Origin of the sequence: Acinetobacter sp. AOR41_HL (assembly GCF_027854645.1) — a bacterium.
GTDB lineage: Bacteria > Pseudomonadota > Gammaproteobacteria > Pseudomonadales > Moraxellaceae > Acinetobacter > Acinetobacter nosocomialis.
Genome location: NZ_JAKTHZ010000017.1, coordinates 83,900 through 103,647, shown reverse-complemented (window position 1 = coordinate 103,647; position 19,748 = coordinate 83,900). Strand labels below are relative to the sequence as shown.

Genomic DNA, 19,748 nt, shown 5'->3' with positions numbered 1-19,748 from the left:
AAGCATTATTATGAATCTACTAAAAGTTTGTACTTTATTGCCTTGTAGCCTTATTACTGCTGCCTGCTCAGTTAACTCATCAAGCATGCCTCTTACACTGAGCTCTTCTACACCACAAGTTCAGAAATCATTTATAGAAATAAACTGCCAAGATTTACAAAACCCTGCCTACCAACAAGCTATTCTTAATACAATTAATCAAATTCGTCAGCAATCACGCCAATGTGGTCCGCAGTATTTTTCCGCAACCACTCCGCTGAGTTGGAATAATAATTTATATAAAGGCGCACTTTCTCATAGTGAAGATATGGCGACACATAACTTTCTTGGGCATGTTGGCTCGACTGGCCTCGATCTAAAGTCACGATTAAAACTTTATAATTCACTTGGTAAAGCCAACGGTGAAAATGTCGCGAGTGGGCAGAAAACTTTAAATGAGGTAATGTCTAAATGGCTATCGAGTCCCCTACACTGTAGCAATTTAATGAATCCAAAATTCACTACTTACGCAATTGCTTGTGCTTCTGACCAAACAGGTAAACAAAAGAGCTATTGGACTCAACAATTTGGTACACGTTAAAAGGAAAAATGATGCAATCAGGTTCTATTACACCAATTTTAAGAATTTTTGATGTTGATTTAGTTCAATCATTTTACCTTGAGTTTTTAGGATTTCAGCTCGATTGGCAACACCAGTTTGAAGACAACTTTCCACTGTATTTACAGATTTCCAAAGATGATTGCATCATTCATTTATCTGAACATTTTGGAGATGCAAGTCCGCACAGCGCAATCCGTATTTATTGGGAACATATTTATGAGTTACATAGTGAACTCAGTCAAAAAGATTATAAATTTTCTAAACCTCAGGTTGAAAAAACAGATTGGGAAACGCTGGAACTCAGTATTACCGATCCTTTTTCCAACCGAATTATCTTTTGGGCAGATGCTTAATCTATATTTAATTACTCAATTTCATCTAAGTTAGAGCGGTCATCTTGCTCAAAACGTTGTTGAAGTTGTTGGTAAGTACGTGTTTTTTTAAATTCATCTAAAAATTGAATAGTTCCAACAGGGAAAAATTCCGTTTGGATTTCACCACGATAATACGCCTCACGCATTGGTGTTGCTGAAATAGAGTCTTTTAAACTATCCAGCTCCACCATTACCCATTCTGGAAATAATCTTAAATAATAAGATGACTCATCTTTAAAGTGGCCAATTAAACCAACTTTTGAGTTCGGCTCTATCACGCCATTTACCAGTGATTTGACTTGTTTTACCCATTTCTCATCATTATAAACATCGACAACATGCACAAATCGAATACGCTTTTGCTCATCTAATGAAAAATTAGATAAAATCATTTGCTCTCGTTCAATCGCGAGAAACGGATTTTTAATATTACGTTCCATTTGAGCGGAACCTAATGCCAAAATCACATAACGGCTTTGTTGTAGCGCGATTTCGATCGTTTGCATATGTGCCAAGTGAAATGGCTGAAAACGACCTATAAAAACGAGATAATCAAATGTATACATAATGAGTTTTTCACTTTTTATGAACTCACCAGTTACGCTTATTACAAAAAATATGCGCCATAATGAGAACCTAAAAATCAACAACGTGGTTTAAAGCAAGGATAGTACGATGACACTTAGCTGTATTCAACAACCTCATCAACATTTACAAGCAAATTTAGAAGGTGGCGTACTCACCTTAGCCATAAATCGCCCAGAAGCAAAAAATGCATTATATGGCGAACTTTATTTATGGATTGCCAAAGCACTTGATGAAGCTGACCAAAATAAAGATGTACGAGTAGTCGTTCTACGTGGTGCCGAACATGACTTTACCGCTGGTAATGACATGAAAGACTTCATGGGTTTTGTACAAAATCCGAATGCTGGCCCAACAGGTCAAGTTCCTCCATTTGTACTCCTTAAATCTGCTGCCAGATTATCAAAGCCGCTTATTATTGCAGTAAAAGGCGTGGCAATTGGTATTGGCGTTACGATTCTATTACAGGCAGACCTCGTTTTTGCCGACAATACGGCCCTCTTCCAAATTCCTTTTGTTAGCCTTGGGCTTTCTCCTGAAGGTGGTGCAAGTCAATTATTAGTTAAACAAGCCGGTTATCACAAAGCAGCTGAACTACTGTTTACTGCGAAAAAGTTCAATGCAGAAACTGCTCTACAAGCTGGCTTAGTGAATGAAATCGTTGAAGATGCTTATTCAATTGCTCAGGCAACTGCTCAACACTTAACAGCTTTACCACTTGCTTCATTAAAACAAACCAAAGCATTAATGAAACATGATTTAGATCAGATTATTGAATGTATTGACCATGAAGCAGAAATCTTTATGCAACGCGTTCAATCACCAGAAATGCTAGAAGCTGTGCAGGCATTTATGCAAAAACGTAAACCGGACTTTTCACAGTTTAATTAAAAATCAACTTCTATGATTTGAATAAACTCAAAGGCAGGCTCTTCGTAAGGATGGCTTGCCTTTAATGCTTTTGCTACTGCATTTGCCTTTTCTTCAAGCACAATCGTTTCAACACGCCATTCGTCAACTTGCTCAAGTTCACCTAGCTCTCCAATATAAGGATCAGCTCCTTTAACTGGCTTGAATTGCCCTATTCCTTTAACTTGCCAAGCACATTGTTCATAGTTCCCTATCCCACCTGCTCCGGCCGCAAATATAGACTCTTTAGTCGACTCAAGATGTGACTCAGGTACGTAATAAATCAGCTTTAACATGAATAGAATGACTCAAAACTAGTAAATTTGCTTTAAATCATACCTTTTAAGAAGACCACGAATCAAAGTCAGCTCATCATTGCTAGATAATTTGCTCCAATAAAAAGTATTTGTATGGCAAGCGCCAAGCCAAATAAGCGCCAACCTTTATCTCTTGTGTACATCGTTCTTATGTGATTTTTGTTTTTCATCATTTTGATCTCCGATTTTTATCGTTGTTACAGAGAAAGCAAAAATTGAACCAACTTCCTTAAAGTATAATTTAATATAAATTTACCTTAACCATCGAAATATTTTTCTTATTAAATTGTTTTTTGTGTAACTTATCAAATAACATGTTAACAAATATTCAGGCTAAAAAGAAAATGACTAATTCATTCATAAATCAATGGAAGTTTTTTTATCCGAATAAACTTCCAATTTCACATTATTTTCGACAATATTTTTCACAATTTTGGTTCCGAATTCATAGCCTTCCAGAATCAAAAAGATATGCAGATACACCTGCAGAATATGAATTATTATTAAATCGTCATAATCAAATTATTGATGACTGTTTCGATTCTAATGCTTCTATTTTTATTGTTACCGGTCATTATTTCAGCCAAAGCGATAATAATAAAATATATGATCCAACTTTAAGGCTCAAATACGAATTTCATCCAGAAAAAGAAATAAATCTAACACAAGCTAATCCCGAATATTATGATGATGACGAAGAAGATCATTTCTATAGACCGTACTCCATCAATGAAATTTGGAAAAAAAATGAACACAATGATTTATTAAAAAAGATCGCCAACGATGAGGTTCGAGCCTTTATGATTTCTTTTGAGCAAAATATAATTATTGCTCCATATGATGGTGGCATTGATCTTATCATCTTTAATGACGCCAAAAGGAATGAGTTAATAAATAAGTATCAAGATTGGCTTTCACCAAGAGCTGATGGATTATAGAACTTTAGGAATATTAAATAACACATCTGTAATCTCTAAAGATTTTGGAGATAGATTTAATGAGAAATTACAATTCCCTATGAGTGGATGATCTTCTATTGGTAATGAATCTATATAATTTCTTTGCTTTATCCAATGAGTATGAGCCACACAATATCCATCATTGTATCTTGAAAAAGTTCTTGTATATGAATCAACAAGAATTACTCTAACCTGGAAATAATCACCATATAAAGTACCTGCTGATATTTTATGATCTTTATCAAATGCAATTTTTATGACGGCCTCAATCAAATCCTCTCTTTTTTTCTTATGAATTGCTAAATAATCATCTAGATAGCTCGAGAATTTATTATTTACTTGCTTCAAAAATTCATCATTTATGAAAGAGTTACGATTTAATAGATCAAATGTTAAGGAAAACTCACCTAGTGAAAAACAATGTGTATACAAAACACCGATTGCCCAAAAACCCTCACAATCATGATAACGATTAACAAACTTATCTAGTAATACAGTTGCTGTATCTAATAATCTTTTCTTCATTTATCTAAAGACAATAATATAGAAATAAAACTTTTATCATAATTAATCAAAGATTTGCATTATCTACAATCTTTAACTGCCTCTTCTCATATACGGTCATCATAAATGCTAAACCACATAAAATGACAAAACCGCAAGTCATTGGAATTAATGTGCCGTTATATAATTGCCCAATAATAGAGGCAAGAATAAGTGACAAAACGGAGGACGCTGCACCAATAATAGCCGATGCCATGCCGGCAACATGCCCCATTGGCTCCATTGCAATCGCATTTAAATTACCAAATAGAGTTCCAAATAATAAGAACAGAATGCAGGCGTAAAGCATGAACATCCAAAATGCTACAGTCACACCTATAAGTTGAATCCCTAAGAAAATGACTGAAATTAAGCAAAGACCGAGAAATCCATAAATACAGATTGGACGCATACCAAATTTCATGACAATTTTAGAATTGGTAAATGAAGCAATGCCCATTACACCAGCAAGCACAGCAAAATAGGCACTAAATTCTTGCCCAGTTTTACCAAATTGCTGCATAAAAATTTGTTGAGAAGTTCCTAAGTAACCAATAAATCCACCAAAACAAAAGCCTGCACATAGCAAATAGCTCATGGTGGTTTTATTACTCACTACCTCTTTAAAGCCCTCTTGAAATGCTTGTAAACGCATAGGTAAACGTTTTTCAGGAAGTAGTGTCTCTTCTAATCGTAGAGCGAGCCATGCCCCAACGACTAGCGCATACGCCATGTATAAAACAAAAATATCACGCCAACCAAAGAAATGAATAATAAGCTGCCCCAGACTTGGTGCAATCGCAGGAGCAACCATAAAGACCATCATGATTAAAGACATAATACGGGCCATTTGAGCACCGCTGTATTTATCTCTAACAATTGAAATAGAAGCAACATAAGGCCCAGAAACCCCAATACCTTGAATGAAGCGTCCTACTAAAAACCATTCAAAACTTTGTGTGGTAAAGCACAATAAACTTCCCAAAAAGTAAATGATGATACCGGTAAATAAAATGCGCTTACGGCCGATTGCATCGGATAGCGGTCCCGCTATAAGCTGACCTATTGTCATACCGGAAAAAATACCAATGATGACCCACTGTGTCTGATTATTATTTTTTAAGTCAAAAACTCGTCCAATCTCACCTAAGGCAGGTAAAACTGCATCTATCGAAAAAGAAACAATAGACATGAGTAATGCCATCAGAAGTGCAAACTCACGGAAATGGATTTTTGAATTCATTTTTCTTCTCTACTATTTATTTTATTCACATTGTACTACATACAAATAAGCCACCTGACGGTGGCTTATTTCAATTTTTATATTAACCAATAAACTTACGTGCATTACGGAACATACGTAACCATGCACCGTCTTCAGTCCACTCTTCTGGACTCCAAGAGTGTTGAATTGCTCGGAAGGTACGCTCTGGGTGCGGCATCATAATCGTTGCACGACCGTCTTTAGATGTTACGCCAGTAATCGCTTCCGGCGAACCGTTCGGGTTCAATGGATAATGTTGAGTCGGGTTACCGTGACTATCAACATAACGCAATGCAACTTGATTCGCTGCATTTAAGCTTGCAATATCAGCTTCGCTAGCAACTGCACGGCCTTCACCATGTGCTACAGCAATCGGTAAAATCGAACCTTCCATACCATCTAGTAATACAGAAACAGATTTTTCAACACGAACGTTTACGCTACGCGCTTCAAAAACTTCTGACATATTACGGTGGAAACGTGGCCAGTGTTCAGCACCCGGAATAAGCGGTGCTAATTGTGACAACATTTGGCAACCATTACAGATACCTAAGCTAAACGTACCTTCACGGTGGAAGAATTGCTCGAATTGATCACGTAATTTTGCATTAAACAGAACTGATTTTGCCCAGCCACCGCCAGCACCCATTACGTCACCGTAAGAGAAACCACCACAAGTTACCAAGCCTTCGAAATCACTTAGGCTTACACGACCAGCAAGTAAATCACTCATGTGCACGTCAATCGTATTAAAGCCAACTTTGTCGAAAGCTGCTGCCATTTCAATATGACCGTTTACACCCTGCTCACGCAAGATTGCCATATTAGGACGACGGCTATTAATAAACGGCGCTTCAATAGGTTCATTTAAATCAAATGTAGGTTTTGCAATTAAACCTTGATGTGATTTATCAGTAATTAAAGCAAATTCTTGGTCAGCAGTTTCAACGTTATCACGTAAACGTTGGATCTGATGAGATACTTCAGACCAAGCTTGTTGTAACTCTGCACGCTCTAAAGTTAAGCCATTTACAGATAATTGATCGGTGTTATTTACACGACCAACTACAGCAATTGCATCTTTTAAGCTAGAAGCAGCAACTTCTGCTTGTAAAGCTTCCCAATCAGCTGCTTTGATTTGAACTACTGCACCAATTTCTTCTGCAAATAAGCCCGCAGTAGTTTGGTTCTCTAATGCTACACCTAAACGTGAAGCAAACATCATTTCAGCTACAGTTGCAAGTAAACCACCATCACCGATGTCGTGGTAAGCTTGAATCAAGCCACGGTTATTCCAGTCTTGAATTAAAGCAAAGAACGCTTTGAAATCATCAAAACTATCAACATCTGGAGTGACTGAACCAATTGCTTTATATACTTGCGCAAGAATCGAACCACCTAAACGGAACTGACCTTTAGATAAATCAATACGTACAAGTACTGAATCTTCTAAATTCTTAAGTTCAGGCGTTAAAGTCTTACGAACATCAGCTACTGGAGCAAATGCAGTAATTACACCAGTCATTGGAGATGTTACAGCTTTATCTTCGCCGTTTTCATTCCAAGTGGTACGCATTGAAAGTGAGTCTTTACCTACAGGAATCGCAATTCCTAAAGCAGGACACATTTCCATACCAATCGCTTTCACACCTTCAAACAATGCTTGGTCTTCACCTTTTTGACCAGCAGCAGCCATCCAGTTTGCTGAAAGTTTGATATCGCTAATTTGTTCAATGTTTGCACATGCAATATTGGTAATTGCTTCAGCAACTGCCAAACGAGCAGACGCTGCTGGATTCAGCAATGCAACTGGCGGACGCTCCCCCATTGCCATTGCTTCACCAGTGAAGCCTTGTAGGCTTGTAGTCGTTACTGCTGCATCTGCAACAGGAATCTGCCAACGACCAACCATTTGGTCACGTGCAACCATACCTGTAATTGAACGGTCACCAATGGTGATCAAGAATGACTTAGATGCAACTGTAGGATTTTTCAATACACGGAAAATGGCATCTTTCAAATCAACTTTTGAAGCGTCAAATTCGTTACCTTTACGTTCAATTGTTTCATAAGAACGTTGCATACGCGGTGTACCACCAAGCATCACTTGCATTGGGATATCAACTGCGTTGTTTTGGAACAATGGATCTTCAACAGTTAAGTGACGAGCTTCAGTTGCTTCACCTAACACGGCAAACGGACAACGTTCACGAGCACAGATTGATTCGAACTGTTCTAAAGACTCTGGACGAATTGCAAGAACATAACGCTCTTGTGCTTCATTTGACCAGATTTCCATTGGGCTCATGCCCGGCTCTAATGAAGGAATCTTACGAAGGTTAAGAACTGCACCTAACTCGTGGTCGTTTACAAGCTCAGGCATTGCATTTGATAAACCACCTGCACCTACGTCATGAATAGATACGATTGGGTTGAAGTCTTCTAAACGCCAGCATGTATCAATCACTTCTTGACAACGGCGTTCCATTTCTGGGTTTTCACGTTGTACAGATGCGAAATCAAGGCTTTCACCCATTGTGCCGCTATCTACAGAAGAGGCTGCACCACCACCAAGACCGATTAACATCGCAGGACCACCCAATACAATGAGCAGGTCACCCGGTTGAATCGCATCTTTTTCTACATGGTCAGGACGGATGTTACCGTAACCACCAGCAATCATGATTGGCTTATGGAAGCCCTTCACTTCACCATTTACGTTTTGTTCGAAAGTACGGAAATAACCATTTAATGCAGGACGGCCAAATTCATTGTTAAATGCCGCGCCACCTAATGGACCTTCAATCATAATTTGTAATGGCGATGCCATACGTGAAGGTTTACCGTAGTTTTCTTCCCAAGGTTGTTCAAAACCAGGAATATTTAAGTTAGAAACTGTAAAGCCTGTTAAACCCGCTTTTGGTTTACCACCACGACCAGTTGCACCTTCATCACGGATTTCACCACCTGAACCTGTTGCTGCACCAGCAAATGGAGAAATTGCTGTTGGGTGGTTGTGCGTTTCAACCTTCATTAAAATGTGAGCAGCCTGGCTCTTATATTTGTAAACAAAATGACCGTTTTCATCTGCTTTCGGATAAAAACGCATAGTGTCATAACCAACAATTACAGAAGCGTTATCTTTATATGCCGATAACACGTCAGTTGGTGATTCTTTATAAGTGTTTTTAATCATTTGGAACAATGATAATGGTTGTTTTTCACCATCAATTGTCCATTCAGAACCGAAGATTTTATGACGACAATGTTCAGAGTTTGCTTGTGCAAACATCATTAACTCGATGTCATTTGGGTTACGACCAAGTCGAGTAAATGCTTCTGTTAAATAATCAATTTCTTGTTCAGATAAAGCAAAACCAAATTCGTTGTTGGCTTTTACTAATGCTTCTTTACCTTGACCTAAAATATCAATTGAATTTAAAGGTTTTGGTGCTGTTTCTGAAAATAGTGCTTTTGCATCTTCAATTTGTGCAAAAACAGTTTCAGTCATACGGTCATGAAGTACTTGTTTTACTTCATTAGAAATTTCAGAAACACCTTTTAACGTAAATAAAAGACCACGTTCTAAACGGTGAACTGGCGTATTACAGTTTTTGAAAATGTCAGTTGCTTTAGAAGACCAAGGTGAAATAGTTCCCACACGTGGTGTCACTAAAATCTGAATCTCATCATTTGCAGGTTGACGAAGTTCAAAAGACTCACCGTCATTTAATAATTGCAAAGCAGATTGATGTTGCTGCTCGTTGAGCGCTTGATCAAACAAATAGACCCATTGGCTGTCAAAAGATTGAACAGAACTAATTGACGATAAACGTGTTAATAGTTGAGCTTTCTTAAAAGAAGAATGTGCTGCTGCACCGGCCACGATAAACATGTTGATTTTGGCTCCACGGGCAGGTCTTGTGAACCTTACCGCAATGTGACTTTAGAGAGAGCGCATATTCTACTGTGTCTTGCTAAAATCAGCTAGATGTAGAATCAGTATTCTGTAACCTAATTCTGCAAGAAGTGACGTGTTTTTTGTTCAAAATCATTTTTTTAATCATTCTCACTCAAAATAAATTGTTTCATGTTTATTCAATAACATAATAAAACCTGAACTAAGACAAACTATGTCGCACCACGCTAGTGCTTTTAAGTTTTTTTTGGCATGATCAGGCTTTATAGTTTTGAATAATGATAAATGGAACAAATGCGTTGGTTAGAACTGCTTTCTGCGGTTCGTTTAGGCAGTAAAAAAAGCAGTACAGAGCTGGCTCGTAGCCCATTTCATAAAGATTATGACCGCATTATATTTTCACAAAGTTTTCGTCAGTTAAACCGTAAGACCCAAGTTCACCCTTTAGCACAGCATGACGGTATCCATACCCGTTTAACTCACTCCCTTGAGGTTTCCTGTATTGGCCGTTCCATGGGCATGCTGGCAGCCGAAAAAATAAAAGATGAATTGCCCGTTTGGATTTCTCCTGCCGATGTCGGTGCAATCATTCAAGCAGCCTGCCTTGCTCATGATATTGGCAACCCACCCTTCGGTCATGCCGGCGAGTATGCGATTCGTGAATGGTTTGACGATGCCTCACATAATGATTTTCTAAAAAAATTGACGCCCGAAGAAGAAGCCGATGTTCGTCAGTTTGAAGGTAATGCTCAAGGTTTACGCCTATTAACCCGTATTGACTATCATCCAGATGATGGAGGCATGCGTTTAACTTACGCGACCTTAGGCGCTTATTTAAAATATCCTTGGCTTTCAAAAACAATTGCTTCCCAAGGCGATCGTCCCTCTCACCAACGGGCGAAATTTGGTTGTTATCAGTCTGAAAAAGAAATTTTAAAACAAATTGCTGAACAGCTTGGTCTCATTCAATTAGGTGAATATCACTACTGCCGCCATCCACTCACCTATTTATTAGAAGCAGCAGATGATATTTGCTATGCCCTCATCGACTTAGAAGATGGCATTATTTTAAATATGCTGCACTATCAAGAAGTTGAACCGATTTTTCTGAACTTAATTGCAGATTATGGTCAACCTGAAGAGTTGTCACAGCCGAGCAGTACATGGCAACAAAAAATTTCGGCATTACGTGGCCGTGTTATGAAACGTTTGGTCGATGAAGTCACAACAGCTTTTGCTAAGCATCAGTATGAAATTATTACGGGTCAGCTTCAAGGTAACCTTTTACAATACTGCTCACCTGATATTGCTAAAGGAATTGAAACAGCCAAAAATCTGGCACGTGAAAAAATATTTGAACATCCACAAAAGTCTGGTTTAGAAATTATTGCTCATCAAAGTTTGCAAACTATTCTTGATGCATTTGTACCATTAACCATGCCGCATAAATCTTTAAGCTTTAAAGAGCAACGTTTAATGTCTATTCTCCATTTATACGGTGCACGCTTTAGCAACAACCACTACAACAATATCATGCAGGTACTCGATATTATTAGTAAGTTTTCAGATCATCAGGCTTATAGCTTGGCGCAAGAGCTACAAGGTAATAAAATCGGCTTGTTTTAAGTTGCCTTAATATAGAAAGAAATACAGCTAGTGTCGTTTTAATACATTTAGAACGACCAGATTTACAGTTATGAATAAGTGAAATTACGCTATGATCGGATGTTTAATTGGCGAAGTGTTTGCCCTAGAAGCCCCAACTGTCTTACTGAATGTAAATGGTGTGGGCTATGAAATTGATACGCCACTTTCAACATTTTGCCAATTACAAAAAGGCCAGAAAGTTACGCTATGGACGCATTTGGTCGTCCGCGAAGATGCTCAGCAGCTTTATGGTTTTAGTGATGCTCAAGAGAAAACAATTTTCCGCACCTTATTAAAAGTAAATGGTGTTGGCCCGAAAATGGCATTAGGTATTCTCTCTACTTTAAGTGTTGAATTGCTAGTACACACAATTGAACATGACGATGTAAACACTTTGGTCAAAGTTCCAGGCGTAGGTAAAAAAACGGCTGAACGTTTAATGATTGAACTACGTGACCGTTTCAAAACCTTGGCTCAAGGCACTTCAACTGTGGCTACCATGCCTCAAATTCAATTTGCTGCGAACTCTCCAGTTGCTGAAGCAGAAGCAGCATTACAGTCTTTAGGTTATAAACCACTTGAAGCACAAAAAGCTGTAGCTGCGGTTAAAGCCGATTACACTGAATCAGCCGATATTATTCGTGCTGCTCTTAAATCAATGATGAAGTAAATACATTTATGCAAGACCGTCTAATCAGTGGAACAGAAAAACCTGAAGATCATTTTGATCGGGCTATTCGACCGACTTCACTTGCCGATTATATTGGACAGCCAGTTGTACGCGAGCAAATGGAAATTTTCATCGGTGCGGCTCGGGGTCGTGGTGAAGCACTCGATCACACACTGATTTTCGGTCCACCGGGCTTAGGAAAAACCACGCTTGCCAATATTATTGCGCGTGAAATGGGTGGCAATCTCAAATCCACTTCAGGGCCTGTTTTAGAGCGTGCGGGTGATTTGGCTGCAATGCTCACCAACCTTGAAGAAGGCGATGTTCTATTTATTGATGAAATTCACCGTCTTTCTCCAGTGATTGAAGAAATTCTGTATCCGGCAATGGAAGATTACCAACTCGATATCATGATTGGTGAAGGCCCTGCTGCTCGTTCAATTAAACTAGATTTACCACCTTTTACGCTCGTTGCTGCCACCACACGTGCCGGCTTACTCACCTCACCTCTACGCGACCGTTTTGGTATTGTGCAGCGTCTTGAGTTTTACTCTGTAGAAGACCTAACTCATATCGTGTCACGTTCTGCAAACCTCATGGATGTACCAATTACAGTTGAAGGTGCAGAAGAAGTAGCTCGTCGCTCACGCGGTACTCCACGTATTGCCAACCGTTTATTACGACGTGTTCGAGACTATGCACAAGTAAAAGGTACGGGTGAAGTGACTCATGAAATGGCACAACGTGCGCTTGATATGCTCAATGTTGATAAAGCTGGTCTAGATACCCTAGACCGTCGTTATTTGAGTATGTTACTCGAGCGTTTTGATGGCGGTCCTGCTGGAGTTGAAGCGCTTGCAGCTGCCATGGCTGAAGACAGCGGTACACTTGAAGACGTGATTGAACCTTATTTAATTCAACAAGGTTATGTCATGCGTACCGCACGAGGTCGTATAGCAACCAACCAATCTTATTTACAGTTTGGAATGACGCCCCCTGAGCCTAAAAACTAATCAAAGGAAGAGAATTTTCTCTTCCTTTTTTAATTTAACTATTCTTTTTAACTCAAATAATAACTGTCTTATCAATAAGTTAATTACTCTATACCTTTTAAGTCTTTATTTATACCTTATTGATTTTTTAATATTTTTAAAAACTGAATTATAAGAAATCTAGATATTAAATCTTATGAACAATAATATTTTTAGGATAAGGACATGTACAAAAAAGCCGCTTTACTTCTGCCATTCGCCTTAATGAGTCAACTGAGCCTAGCAGATTGGATCAAAGATGCTGCACAACAAAATGAAAATCAGGTCATTCAGTTAAGACAACATATTCATCAAAATCCTGAACTTGGCAATATGGAATTTAAAACATCTGCACTTGTTCAAAAAGAATTAAAGTCTTATGGCATTCAAGTCAAAACGGGTTATGCCAAAACAGGGGTTGTAGGTATTTTAAAAGGAAATAAACCCGGCCCTATTATTGCGCTTAGAGCCGATATGGATGCACTACCTATGGAAGAAAAAAGTGGTGTGCCATTTGCAAGTAAACAAAAAGCAATTTACCAAGGTAAAGAAACCTATGTAATGCATGCTTGTGGACATGATGCGCACACTGCAATGTTATTAGGGGCTGCAAAAATTCTGGCTGCCAATAAAGATAAAATATCAGGTACCGTTGTCTTTGTTTTTCAACCCGCTGAAGAAGGTGGAGCAGATATAGACAATTTCACGCAAGGTGATCAAATCGGATCAAGAAAAATGATCGCAGATGGAGCATTTAGAGACTATAAACCTGAAGCCATTTTTGGCATACATGTCATATCTGGTATGCAAAGTGGACATCTTTATTATAAAGACGGTGCTATTTTAAATAGTGCAGATCATTTACGTATCCAAGTCAACGGCAAGCAAGTACATGGCTCTACCCCTTGGTTAGGTAGAGATCCAATTTATGCATCGGCACAAATGATTAATAATTTACAAAGCCTTATTAGCCGAAGGACTGATCTCACCAAAGGTATGGGTGTAGTGAGCATTGGTAATATTCAGGGTGGCACAGCAGGAAATATAATTCCTGAACAAGTTAATATGGTGGGGACTATTCGTTCTAATAACGAACAGATACGGGCGAATATCTTAAAAAGTTTACCAGCCATGATAGAGCATAATGCTCAAGCCAATGATGTGACTGCCAAAGTTGAAATTGCGCCCTATGCTCCCGTAACAATGAATGACAAAGCACTGACTCAACTTATTCAACCAACATTACTCAAGGTTGTTGGAGACTCAAAACTTCATGTTTTGGATCATAATGCAAGCGCAAGTGAAGATTTTGCCTATTATGGCAAATTAATGCCCTCATTTTTTATTTTCTTGGGTGCAACACCAGAAAATCATGATTTAACTCAAGCTGCACCAAATCATAGTCCCTATTTTATTGTAGATGATAAGGCCTTAAAAACAGGAATTGAGCTGCATATAAGATTTGTATTCGATTATCCCAATATAGCTAAACAAGTTCAGGCTGCGTGGAAACAGTCTTAACTTAACAATATGCTTGCATAGAGGGTACCGTTTTAGACAACAAAGACAGCCATCGCAATTGAAAGGTTGTGCCATAGGACTTAGTATGCAATCTGCTAAACTGCCCCGTATTTAAAAGCAGATGTATGACTTGAGATAGAACTGATGTTTTATTCAGCAGTCATATTTTAAATATAAAGCTCTATAGTGAACTAAAACGGAATACTCTCATGGCGAATCATTTTGAATTCAACATTCGTGTTTATATCGAAGATACGGACGCAGGTGGTATTGTTTACCATGCCAACCACATTCGCTATATGGAACGTACCCGTACAGAATGGCTCCGTGCTGCTGGTGTTGACCATTACTGGCGTCAAAAAGATTACAACTTTGTTGTTCATAAAATTGATGTGAAATACATGCGTCCTATTTTAATGGATGACTTAATTACTGTTACAGCACGTGTAGTTTCATGTAAAGCTGCGTCATTTGTGTTGCAACAAAATATTTATCGTGGTGAAATCTTGCTTGCTTCTGGCGAGGTTGAATTGGCATGTTTAAGTAAAGAAATGATGCCACGTCGCCTTCCTGAAGAAATACGTGATCTTATTCGTAAAGAATTGGAACAAGACTAAAAAAAGCAACCGGCATATGTAACTATGGCAACAAACATTGAATCAACCCTGCATATTTCTGACCTTATCTTACAAGCAAGTCCAGTCGTCCAATTGGTCATGCTAATTTTATTGTTAGCATCAATCTTTAGTTGGTACTTAATTGCCAAGTTACATATGGGTTATAAAAAAGCACGTCAAGGTGATGAACATTTCCAAAAAATGTTCTGGTCTGGTGCTGAACTTAATACGCTCTATAACAACGCACAACTCAATTCAAAACGCTCAGGCCTTGAGGATATCTTTTATCAAGGACTGAGTGAGTTTTTCAAACTTAAAAAGCGTAACGCGTCTACCTCTCAAACGATCGAAGGCACCGAGCGTATTTTACGTGTAGGTTTAAGTCGTGATCAGGGTACTCTTGAATATGGCCTAGGTACTCTAGCAAGTATCGGTTCTGTTGCTCCATATATCGGTTTATTCGGTACAGTTTGGGGAATCATGAATGCCTTTATCGGTTTGGCTGCCGTTGATCAAGTGACTTTAGCAACAGTTGCGCCGGGTATTGCTGAAGCGCTTATTGCAACTGCTATTGGTTTATTTGCTGCAATTCCTGCGGTATTAGCTTTTAACCACTTTACGGCTAAAGGTGAAAGCGTCTACTCTGACCGTGCACTATTTGCCGAAGAAATGATTGCTTTATTGCAACGTCAATCTGTGGGTTCATCACAGGAAGATGCATAATGGCTATTCAACGTTCAGGGCGCTTTGAGCGCATAAAAAAACCATTAAAAAGTGACATGAACGTCGTCCCTTATATCGATGTAATGCTTGTGCTTTTAGTCATTTTCATGGTGACTGCTCCCATGATTACTAGCGGTATTAAAGTTGATTTACCGCAGGCAAATAATCGTCCAATTGAATCCAAAGATATGCCAGCCATGGTAACCATTGGTAAAGACGGCAATATTTATCTTCAATATCAAGACTACAAAGATAACGAACCACTTTCTCGTGAAAAACTTGAATCTGTTTTAAGTGAAGCACAAAAGCAAGCTGAACAAGAAAACAAACAGCTTACGGTTTTAGTGAATGGTGATAAATCTCGTCCTTATGGCGAAGTCGTATCATTGATGGCAAGTTTACAAGAAGCAGGTTTAACGCAAGTTGGCCTTCTGACAGAGCCTTTAAAATAAGCTATGAACAAAAATCAAAAGCCTCCTTTTAAACAAAATGCAATTGCATTGGGCTTCACACTTGGAGTTCATGCAATTGCTATTGTCGGCTTGCTTTTTTTAGGCTTGAGTAAACCACCTGAACAGCCAAAAAAGCTGACGACTATTTTAGTTAAGCCAGAAGATTTACCACCGCCTTTAGCAAAAGAAGTTGAGCAACAAACCACAGCAGAAAATCAGGCTGAAGAAGTTTTAAGTCCGATTGTGGATGAAAATGTTCCTCAAAATATTCCAGCAGCACCAGTGCCACCTCCTCCATCAACAGCACAACATCTGGTTGCCCAAAAGCAAAAAGCTGAGCAAGCAAAATTAGCTGAGGAAAAACGTAAAACTGAAGAAGCTGCTAAAGCGAAGCAAGCTGCGGAACAACAACGTTTAGAGGAAGCTCAAAAACAGCAGGCTGAAGCTAAGCGTCAAGCTGAAGCGAAAGCTGCAAAAGTTGAAGCTGAACAAAAGCGTAAAGCTGAAGCTGAAGCAAAAACTAAACATGAACAAAGTGAAGCTCGCAAAGCTGCTGAGGAAGCCAAACGTAAAGCTGAGGCTGACGCAAAACTAAAACGTGAAGCAGAAAATGCAAAACTTCAGGCACAGCAAGAAGCAAAACGTAAAGCTGAAGCTGAGGCAAAAGCTAAACATGAAGCCCGCAACAAAGCGGCTGAAGATGCTAAACGTAAAGCGGCTGAAGATGCGAAAGTTAAACAGCAGAAAGTAGCTGAGGAAGCCAAGCGTAAAGCTGAAGCTGATGCGAAGGCCCAAAAGCAGAAAGCGGCTGAAGAGGCTAAGCGTAAAGCTGAAGCTGATGCAAAAGCCAAACAGCAAAAAGCGGCTGAAGAGGCTAAGCATAAAGCTGAAGCTGACGCAAAAGCCAAACAGCAAAAAGCGGCTGAAGAGGCTAAGCATAAAGCTGAAGCTGACGCGAAGGCTAAAAAGCAGAAAGCGGCTGAAGATGCTAAGCGTAAAGCTGAAGCTGATGCGAAAGCCAAACAGCAAAAAGCGGCTGAAGATGCTAAGCGTAAAGCTGAGGCTGAGGCAGAAGAAAAAGCTGCATCTGCCAAAAAAGCACAGGAAGAAGCTGCACAGAAAAAGGGTGAAGCCAAAAAAATTGCATCTTCAGCGAAGCGTGATTTTGAACAGAAAATTCGAAATGCTTGGGATATCCCAGCAGGAACATCGGGTCAGAAAGCAACTGCGCGTGTCACTTTGAGCGATAGTGGAACTGTATTATCAGTTGTTGTTAGCTCTAGCAACCCAGATGTTAAAGCGAGTGTTGAAGCTGCGATTCGTTCTGCTGCACCTTACCCAATGCCATCCGATCCTGATGCTCGACGTGAAGCAAGGTCATTCAGTTCAACATTTACTGCAAAATAAGTATATTGTTACATGCTTTAAATAGTTTAAGGCATGTAACTATGTTACAAAATCCACAGTCACAAAAATGCCTTCAATGACTTTAAACCTATGAAAACGACCCGCAAACACCTTCTAGCCTTAACGTTGCTTACAGCATTAAGTCCTCTTGCACCGACAGCTGCCTTTGCTCAATTACATTTAGAAATTGCAAAAGCACCTGATCAGGCGCCAAAAATCGCTATTGTTCCATTTAATAATGACAATGGTCTCTACCCTATTGTTGAGACTGACTTAAACCGTTCAGGCCGCTTTACAAGTTCATCAAAAAATTTACCTGCAAATGCTGCAATTAATCAGATTCAAGCATCTGATTGGCAAGCTGCTGGTATTCCATATGTTGTTACTGGACAAATTAAGCAAACGGCTGATGGGTTTGAAGTTCATTACCAGCTTTATGATGTGCAAAAACAGCAATATCTTTTGAATGAATTGCTAAATGTCCCTGCTTCACGTGTGCGCCAAGCAGGACATATGGTAAGTGACGCTATTTATCAAGCATTGACTGGTATTGCAGGTGATTTTAGTGGTCGTATTGCCTATGTACTACGTAATCCCGCAACCCCAGCGGAACGTTACACCTTACAAATTGCTGATACAGATGGTGAACAACCAAAAACTGTTCTCTCTTCACGCGACCCGATTTTGTCTCCGGCATGGACTCCGGACGCTAAAAAAATTGCTTATGTTTCTTTTGAAACTAAACGCCCAGCAATTTACTTACAAGATCTCTCTACAGGAACACGTGAAGTACTGACTAGCTTTAAAGGCTTAAATGGTGCACCAAGCTTTTCCCCAGATGGTAAATCAATGCTATTTACAGCATCGATGAATGGTAACCCTGAAATTTATCAAATGGATTTATCAACTCGCCAAGTCAAACGTATGACAAATGACTCAGGCATTGATACAGAAGCACGTTATACACCAGATGGAAAAGCTTTTATTTTCACATCTGACCGTGGAGGCTCTCCTCAAATTTATCGCTATGATTTTGGAGATGGCTCAGTAAAACGTTTAACATTTAAAGGGTCGTTTAATGCTCGTGGAACTTTAAGTGCAGATGGTAAAAAAATTGCGCTGGTGCATCGACCAAGTGGCAGTAACTATAAAGTTGCTATCCAAGATATTAATACAGGCATTGTCAATATTCTTACCCCAACCAGTTTAGATGAATCACCAAGTTTCTCACCAAATGGGCAAATGGTGGTTTACGCAACTCGTGAAGGAAACCGTGGTTTACTGTCTATCATGTCCACTGATGGTCGTTTCCGTATGAATTTACCGAGTGAGCAAGGTGAAGTACGTGAACCAGCCTGGGCACCTAAATAACTTTTTCTTCCATTGATGGAGATGATGATGAAATCAATCAAATATTTGGCTTTTCCTCTACTTAGTGTAGCGCTTGTCATGACAGGTTGTGCGAGCCGTAAACCAGCAACGACTGCAAATGCTGGTACTACAAACCCAAGCACCGTAAACACAACAGGTTTAAGTGAAGATGCTGCATTAAATGCCCAAAATTTGGCAGGTGCTTCATCAAAAGGTGTAACTGAGGCAAATAAAGCTGCTTTAGCTAAACGTGTTGTTCACTTTGATTACGACAGTAGTGATTTATCTGCTGAAGACTATCAAACTCTTCAAGCCCATGCTCAATTCCTCATGGCCAATGCAAACTCAAAAGTTGCATTAACTGGTCATACAGATGAGCGCGGTACGCGTGAATACAACATGGCTTTAGGTGAGCGTCGTGCAAAAGCCGTTCAAAGTTACCTTATTACAAGTGGTGTAAATCCACAGCAACTTGAAGCGGTAAGTTATGGTAAAGAAGCGCCAGTTAATCCAGGACATGACGAATCAGCATGGAAAGAAAACCGCCGTGTTGAAATTAACTATGAAGCGGTTCCTCCCCTATTAAAATAAAACATCTAAAAAATAAACGCCCAAATATGGGCGTTTATTTTTGCATTCTTAATTTAAGAAGATTTATTTTCCTCTTCTTCTGAATGTTGCATTGACTCAATCAAATCGTGCTTATTAAAAGCTTTATATTCAGGTTTTGCTTCATAATCTTTCCAAGCCTCCTGAACACTTTCTTTCGAAATTTCTTCTAAATTGATTGGTTCACCTGCCGTTGGGGTCGCATCAAACTTCTTAGTTGTCATTTCGA

The 19,748-nt window shown here is 39.1% G+C and carries 21 protein-coding genes; 14 read left to right on the top strand and 7 right to left on the bottom strand.

Features of this window, described 5'->3' with window-relative positions:
* Positions 1 to 10 precede the first annotated feature (10 nt).
* Both MKL35_RS04550 and MKL35_RS04545 read left to right on the top strand, forming a co-directional pair.
* Positions 11 to 580, top strand: a complete 570-nt coding sequence (locus MKL35_RS04550; RefSeq protein ID WP_004707512.1) for a CAP domain-containing protein — start codon at positions 11 to 13, stop codon at positions 578 to 580.
* Between the two features lie 11 nt (positions 581 to 591).
* Complete coding sequence (locus tag MKL35_RS04545) at positions 592 to 954, top strand: glyoxalase superfamily protein (RefSeq protein ID WP_032011928.1); 363 nt, start codon at positions 592 to 594, stop codon at positions 952 to 954.
* 11 nt (positions 955 to 965) lie between these two features.
* Here MKL35_RS04545 and MKL35_RS04540 read toward each other — a convergent pair whose 3' ends face one another.
* On the bottom strand, positions 966 to 1,541 hold the full coding sequence (locus MKL35_RS04540; RefSeq protein ID WP_004707509.1) for a nicotinate-nicotinamide nucleotide adenylyltransferase: 576 nt from the start codon (positions 1,539 to 1,541) through the stop codon (positions 966 to 968).
* Between the two features lie 109 nt (positions 1,542 to 1,650).
* On the opposite strand from MKL35_RS04540, the gene MKL35_RS04535 reads away from it, so the two are divergent.
* Complete coding sequence (locus MKL35_RS04535) at positions 1,651 to 2,451, top strand: enoyl-CoA hydratase (RefSeq protein WP_032011929.1); 801 nt, start codon at positions 1,651 to 1,653, stop codon at positions 2,449 to 2,451.
* Here MKL35_RS04535 and MKL35_RS04530 read toward each other — a convergent pair.
* Positions 2,448 to 2,765, bottom strand: coding sequence for an NIF3 1 (locus MKL35_RS04530; RefSeq protein WP_004707506.1), 318 nt, complete (start codon positions 2,763 to 2,765; stop codon positions 2,448 to 2,450). The genes MKL35_RS04535 and MKL35_RS04530 overlap by 4 nt on opposite strands.
* A gap of 68 nt (positions 2,766 to 2,833) precedes the next feature.
* Positions 2,834 to 2,959, bottom strand: a complete 126-nt coding sequence (locus MKL35_RS04525) for a KGW motif small protein (protein WP_000977276.1) — start codon at positions 2,957 to 2,959, stop codon at positions 2,834 to 2,836.
* 171 nt (positions 2,960 to 3,130) lie between these two features.
* On the opposite strand from MKL35_RS04525, the gene MKL35_RS04520 reads away from it, so the two are divergent.
* Positions 3,131 to 3,724 carry a DUF3885 domain-containing protein gene (locus tag MKL35_RS04520; RefSeq protein ID WP_031953089.1) on the top strand — a complete coding sequence of 198 codons (594 nt, stop codon included), beginning with the start codon at positions 3,131 to 3,133 and terminating at the stop codon, positions 3,722 to 3,724.
* On the opposite strand, the gene MKL35_RS04515 is transcribed toward MKL35_RS04520, so the two are convergent.
* From MKL35_RS04515 to purL, 3 genes are all read right to left on the bottom strand, one after another.
* Complete coding sequence (locus MKL35_RS04515) at positions 3,719 to 4,270, bottom strand: hypothetical protein (protein WP_032011930.1); 552 nt, start codon at positions 4,268 to 4,270, stop codon at positions 3,719 to 3,721. The genes MKL35_RS04520 and MKL35_RS04515 overlap by 6 nt on opposite strands.
* A 46-nt stretch (positions 4,271 to 4,316) precedes the next feature.
* Positions 4,317 to 5,531 carry a multidrug effflux MFS transporter gene (locus MKL35_RS04510; RefSeq protein ID WP_270912945.1) on the bottom strand — a complete coding sequence of 405 codons (1,215 nt, stop codon included), beginning with the start codon at positions 5,529 to 5,531 and terminating at the stop codon, positions 4,317 to 4,319.
* A gap of 82 nt (positions 5,532 to 5,613) precedes the next feature.
* Positions 5,614 to 9,447: a phosphoribosylformylglycinamidine synthase gene (purL, locus tag MKL35_RS04505; RefSeq protein WP_032011931.1), complete on the bottom strand. Its 3,834-nt coding sequence runs from the start codon at positions 9,445 to 9,447 to the stop codon at positions 5,614 to 5,616.
* A 309-nt stretch (positions 9,448 to 9,756) separates the two neighbouring features.
* On the opposite strand from purL, the gene MKL35_RS04500 reads away from it, so the two are divergent.
* The 10 genes from MKL35_RS04500 (at position 9,757) to pal (ending at position 19,501) form a co-directional block, all read left to right on the top strand.
* Complete coding sequence (locus tag MKL35_RS04500) at positions 9,757 to 11,097, top strand: deoxyguanosinetriphosphate triphosphohydrolase (RefSeq protein ID WP_032011932.1); 1,341 nt, start codon at positions 9,757 to 9,759, stop codon at positions 11,095 to 11,097.
* A gap of 91 nt (positions 11,098 to 11,188) precedes the next feature.
* The gene (gene ruvA, locus MKL35_RS04495) at positions 11,189 to 11,788 is read left to right on the top strand and encodes a Holliday junction branch migration protein RuvA (RefSeq protein WP_004707498.1); all 600 of its coding nucleotides are present in this window, start codon (positions 11,189 to 11,191) and stop codon (positions 11,786 to 11,788) included.
* A gap of 8 nt (positions 11,789 to 11,796) precedes the next feature.
* Positions 11,797 to 12,801 carry a Holliday junction branch migration DNA helicase RuvB gene (ruvB, locus tag MKL35_RS04490; protein WP_002052424.1) on the top strand — a complete coding sequence of 335 codons (1,005 nt, stop codon included), beginning with the start codon at positions 11,797 to 11,799 and terminating at the stop codon, positions 12,799 to 12,801.
* 204 nt (positions 12,802 to 13,005) lie between these two features.
* The gene (locus tag MKL35_RS04485; protein ID WP_106479648.1) at positions 13,006 to 14,340 is read left to right on the top strand and encodes a M20 family metallopeptidase; all 1,335 of its coding nucleotides are present in this window, start codon (positions 13,006 to 13,008) and stop codon (positions 14,338 to 14,340) included.
* A gap of 209 nt (positions 14,341 to 14,549) precedes the next feature.
* Positions 14,550 to 14,957, top strand: coding sequence for a tol-pal system-associated acyl-CoA thioesterase (ybgC, locus tag MKL35_RS04480; RefSeq protein ID WP_002052673.1), 408 nt, complete (start codon positions 14,550 to 14,552; stop codon positions 14,955 to 14,957).
* Positions 14,958 to 14,981: 24 nt separating this feature from the next.
* A complete protein-coding gene (tolQ, locus tag MKL35_RS04475; protein ID WP_002052880.1) occupies positions 14,982 to 15,680 on the top strand; it encodes a protein TolQ in 699 nt (232 codons plus the stop codon).
* Complete coding sequence (tolR, locus tag MKL35_RS04470; protein ID WP_002052868.1) at positions 15,680 to 16,132, top strand: protein TolR; 453 nt, start codon at positions 15,680 to 15,682, stop codon at positions 16,130 to 16,132. The genes tolQ and tolR overlap by 1 nt, the downstream gene beginning before the upstream one ends.
* A gap of 3 nt (positions 16,133 to 16,135) precedes the next feature.
* Positions 16,136 to 17,539 carry a cell envelope integrity protein TolA gene (gene tolA / locus MKL35_RS04465; protein ID WP_270912920.1) on the top strand — a complete coding sequence of 468 codons (1,404 nt, stop codon included), beginning with the start codon at positions 16,136 to 16,138 and terminating at the stop codon, positions 17,537 to 17,539.
* 90 nt (positions 17,540 to 17,629) lie between these two features.
* Positions 17,630 to 18,910, top strand: coding sequence for a Tol-Pal system beta propeller repeat protein TolB (gene tolB, locus MKL35_RS04460; protein WP_002052600.1), 1,281 nt, complete (start codon positions 17,630 to 17,632; stop codon positions 18,908 to 18,910).
* A gap of 27 nt (positions 18,911 to 18,937) precedes the next feature.
* On the top strand, positions 18,938 to 19,501 hold the full coding sequence (gene pal, locus MKL35_RS04455) for a peptidoglycan-associated lipoprotein Pal (RefSeq protein ID WP_002052670.1): 564 nt from the start codon (positions 18,938 to 18,940) through the stop codon (positions 19,499 to 19,501).
* 53 nt (positions 19,502 to 19,554) lie between these two features.
* Here pal and MKL35_RS04450 read toward each other — a convergent pair whose 3' ends face one another.
* Positions 19,555 to 19,743: an NF038105 family protein gene (locus MKL35_RS04450; protein ID WP_002052586.1), complete on the bottom strand. Its 189-nt coding sequence runs from the start codon at positions 19,741 to 19,743 to the stop codon at positions 19,555 to 19,557.
* Positions 19,744 to 19,748: the final 5 nt, after the last annotated feature.

Bases quoted from the DNA above. Each gene is read 5' to 3' on its own strand.
- ruvB (WP_002052424.1), top strand. From the start codon at position 11,797: ATGCAAGACCGTCTAATCAGTGGAACAGAAAAACCTGAAGATCATTTT.
- MKL35_RS04515 (WP_032011930.1), bottom strand. From the start codon at position 4,270: ATGAAGAAAAGATTATTAGATACAGCAACTGTATTACTAGATAAGTTT.
- purL (WP_032011931.1), bottom strand. From the start codon at position 9,447: ATGTTTATCGTGGCCGGTGCAGCAGCACATTCTTCTTTTAAGAAAGCT.
- ruvA (WP_004707498.1), top strand. From the start codon at position 11,189: ATGATCGGATGTTTAATTGGCGAAGTGTTTGCCCTAGAAGCCCCAACT.
- MKL35_RS04550 (WP_004707512.1), top strand. From the start codon at position 11: ATGAATCTACTAAAAGTTTGTACTTTATTGCCTTGTAGCCTTATTACT.
- ybgC (WP_002052673.1), top strand. From the start codon at position 14,550: ATGGCGAATCATTTTGAATTCAACATTCGTGTTTATATCGAAGATACG.
- tolB (WP_002052600.1), top strand. From the start codon at position 17,630: ATGAAAACGACCCGCAAACACCTTCTAGCCTTAACGTTGCTTACAGCA.
- MKL35_RS04500 (WP_032011932.1), top strand. From the start codon at position 9,757: ATGGAACAAATGCGTTGGTTAGAACTGCTTTCTGCGGTTCGTTTAGGC.
- MKL35_RS04450 (WP_002052586.1), bottom strand. From the start codon at position 19,743: ATGACAACTAAGAAGTTTGATGCGACCCCAACGGCAGGTGAACCAATC.
- MKL35_RS04525 (WP_000977276.1), bottom strand. From the start codon at position 2,959: ATGATGAAAAACAAAAATCACATAAGAACGATGTACACAAGAGATAAA.
- pal (WP_002052670.1), top strand. From the start codon at position 18,938: ATGAAATCAATCAAATATTTGGCTTTTCCTCTACTTAGTGTAGCGCTT.
- tolR (WP_002052868.1), top strand. From the start codon at position 15,680: ATGGCTATTCAACGTTCAGGGCGCTTTGAGCGCATAAAAAAACCATTA.
- MKL35_RS04530 (WP_004707506.1), bottom strand. From the start codon at position 2,765: ATGTTAAAGCTGATTTATTACGTACCTGAGTCACATCTTGAGTCGACT.
- MKL35_RS04510 (WP_270912945.1), bottom strand. From the start codon at position 5,531: ATGAATTCAAAAATCCATTTCCGTGAGTTTGCACTTCTGATGGCATTA.
- MKL35_RS04540 (WP_004707509.1), bottom strand. From the start codon at position 1,541: ATGTATACATTTGATTATCTCGTTTTTATAGGTCGTTTTCAGCCATTT.
- MKL35_RS04520 (WP_031953089.1), top strand. From the start codon at position 3,131: ATGACTAATTCATTCATAAATCAATGGAAGTTTTTTTATCCGAATAAA.
- MKL35_RS04535 (WP_032011929.1), top strand. From the start codon at position 1,651: ATGACACTTAGCTGTATTCAACAACCTCATCAACATTTACAAGCAAAT.
- MKL35_RS04485 (WP_106479648.1), top strand. From the start codon at position 13,006: ATGTACAAAAAAGCCGCTTTACTTCTGCCATTCGCCTTAATGAGTCAA.
- MKL35_RS04545 (WP_032011928.1), top strand. From the start codon at position 592: ATGCAATCAGGTTCTATTACACCAATTTTAAGAATTTTTGATGTTGAT.
- tolA (WP_270912920.1), top strand. From the start codon at position 16,136: ATGAACAAAAATCAAAAGCCTCCTTTTAAACAAAATGCAATTGCATTG.
- tolQ (WP_002052880.1), top strand. From the start codon at position 14,982: ATGGCAACAAACATTGAATCAACCCTGCATATTTCTGACCTTATCTTA.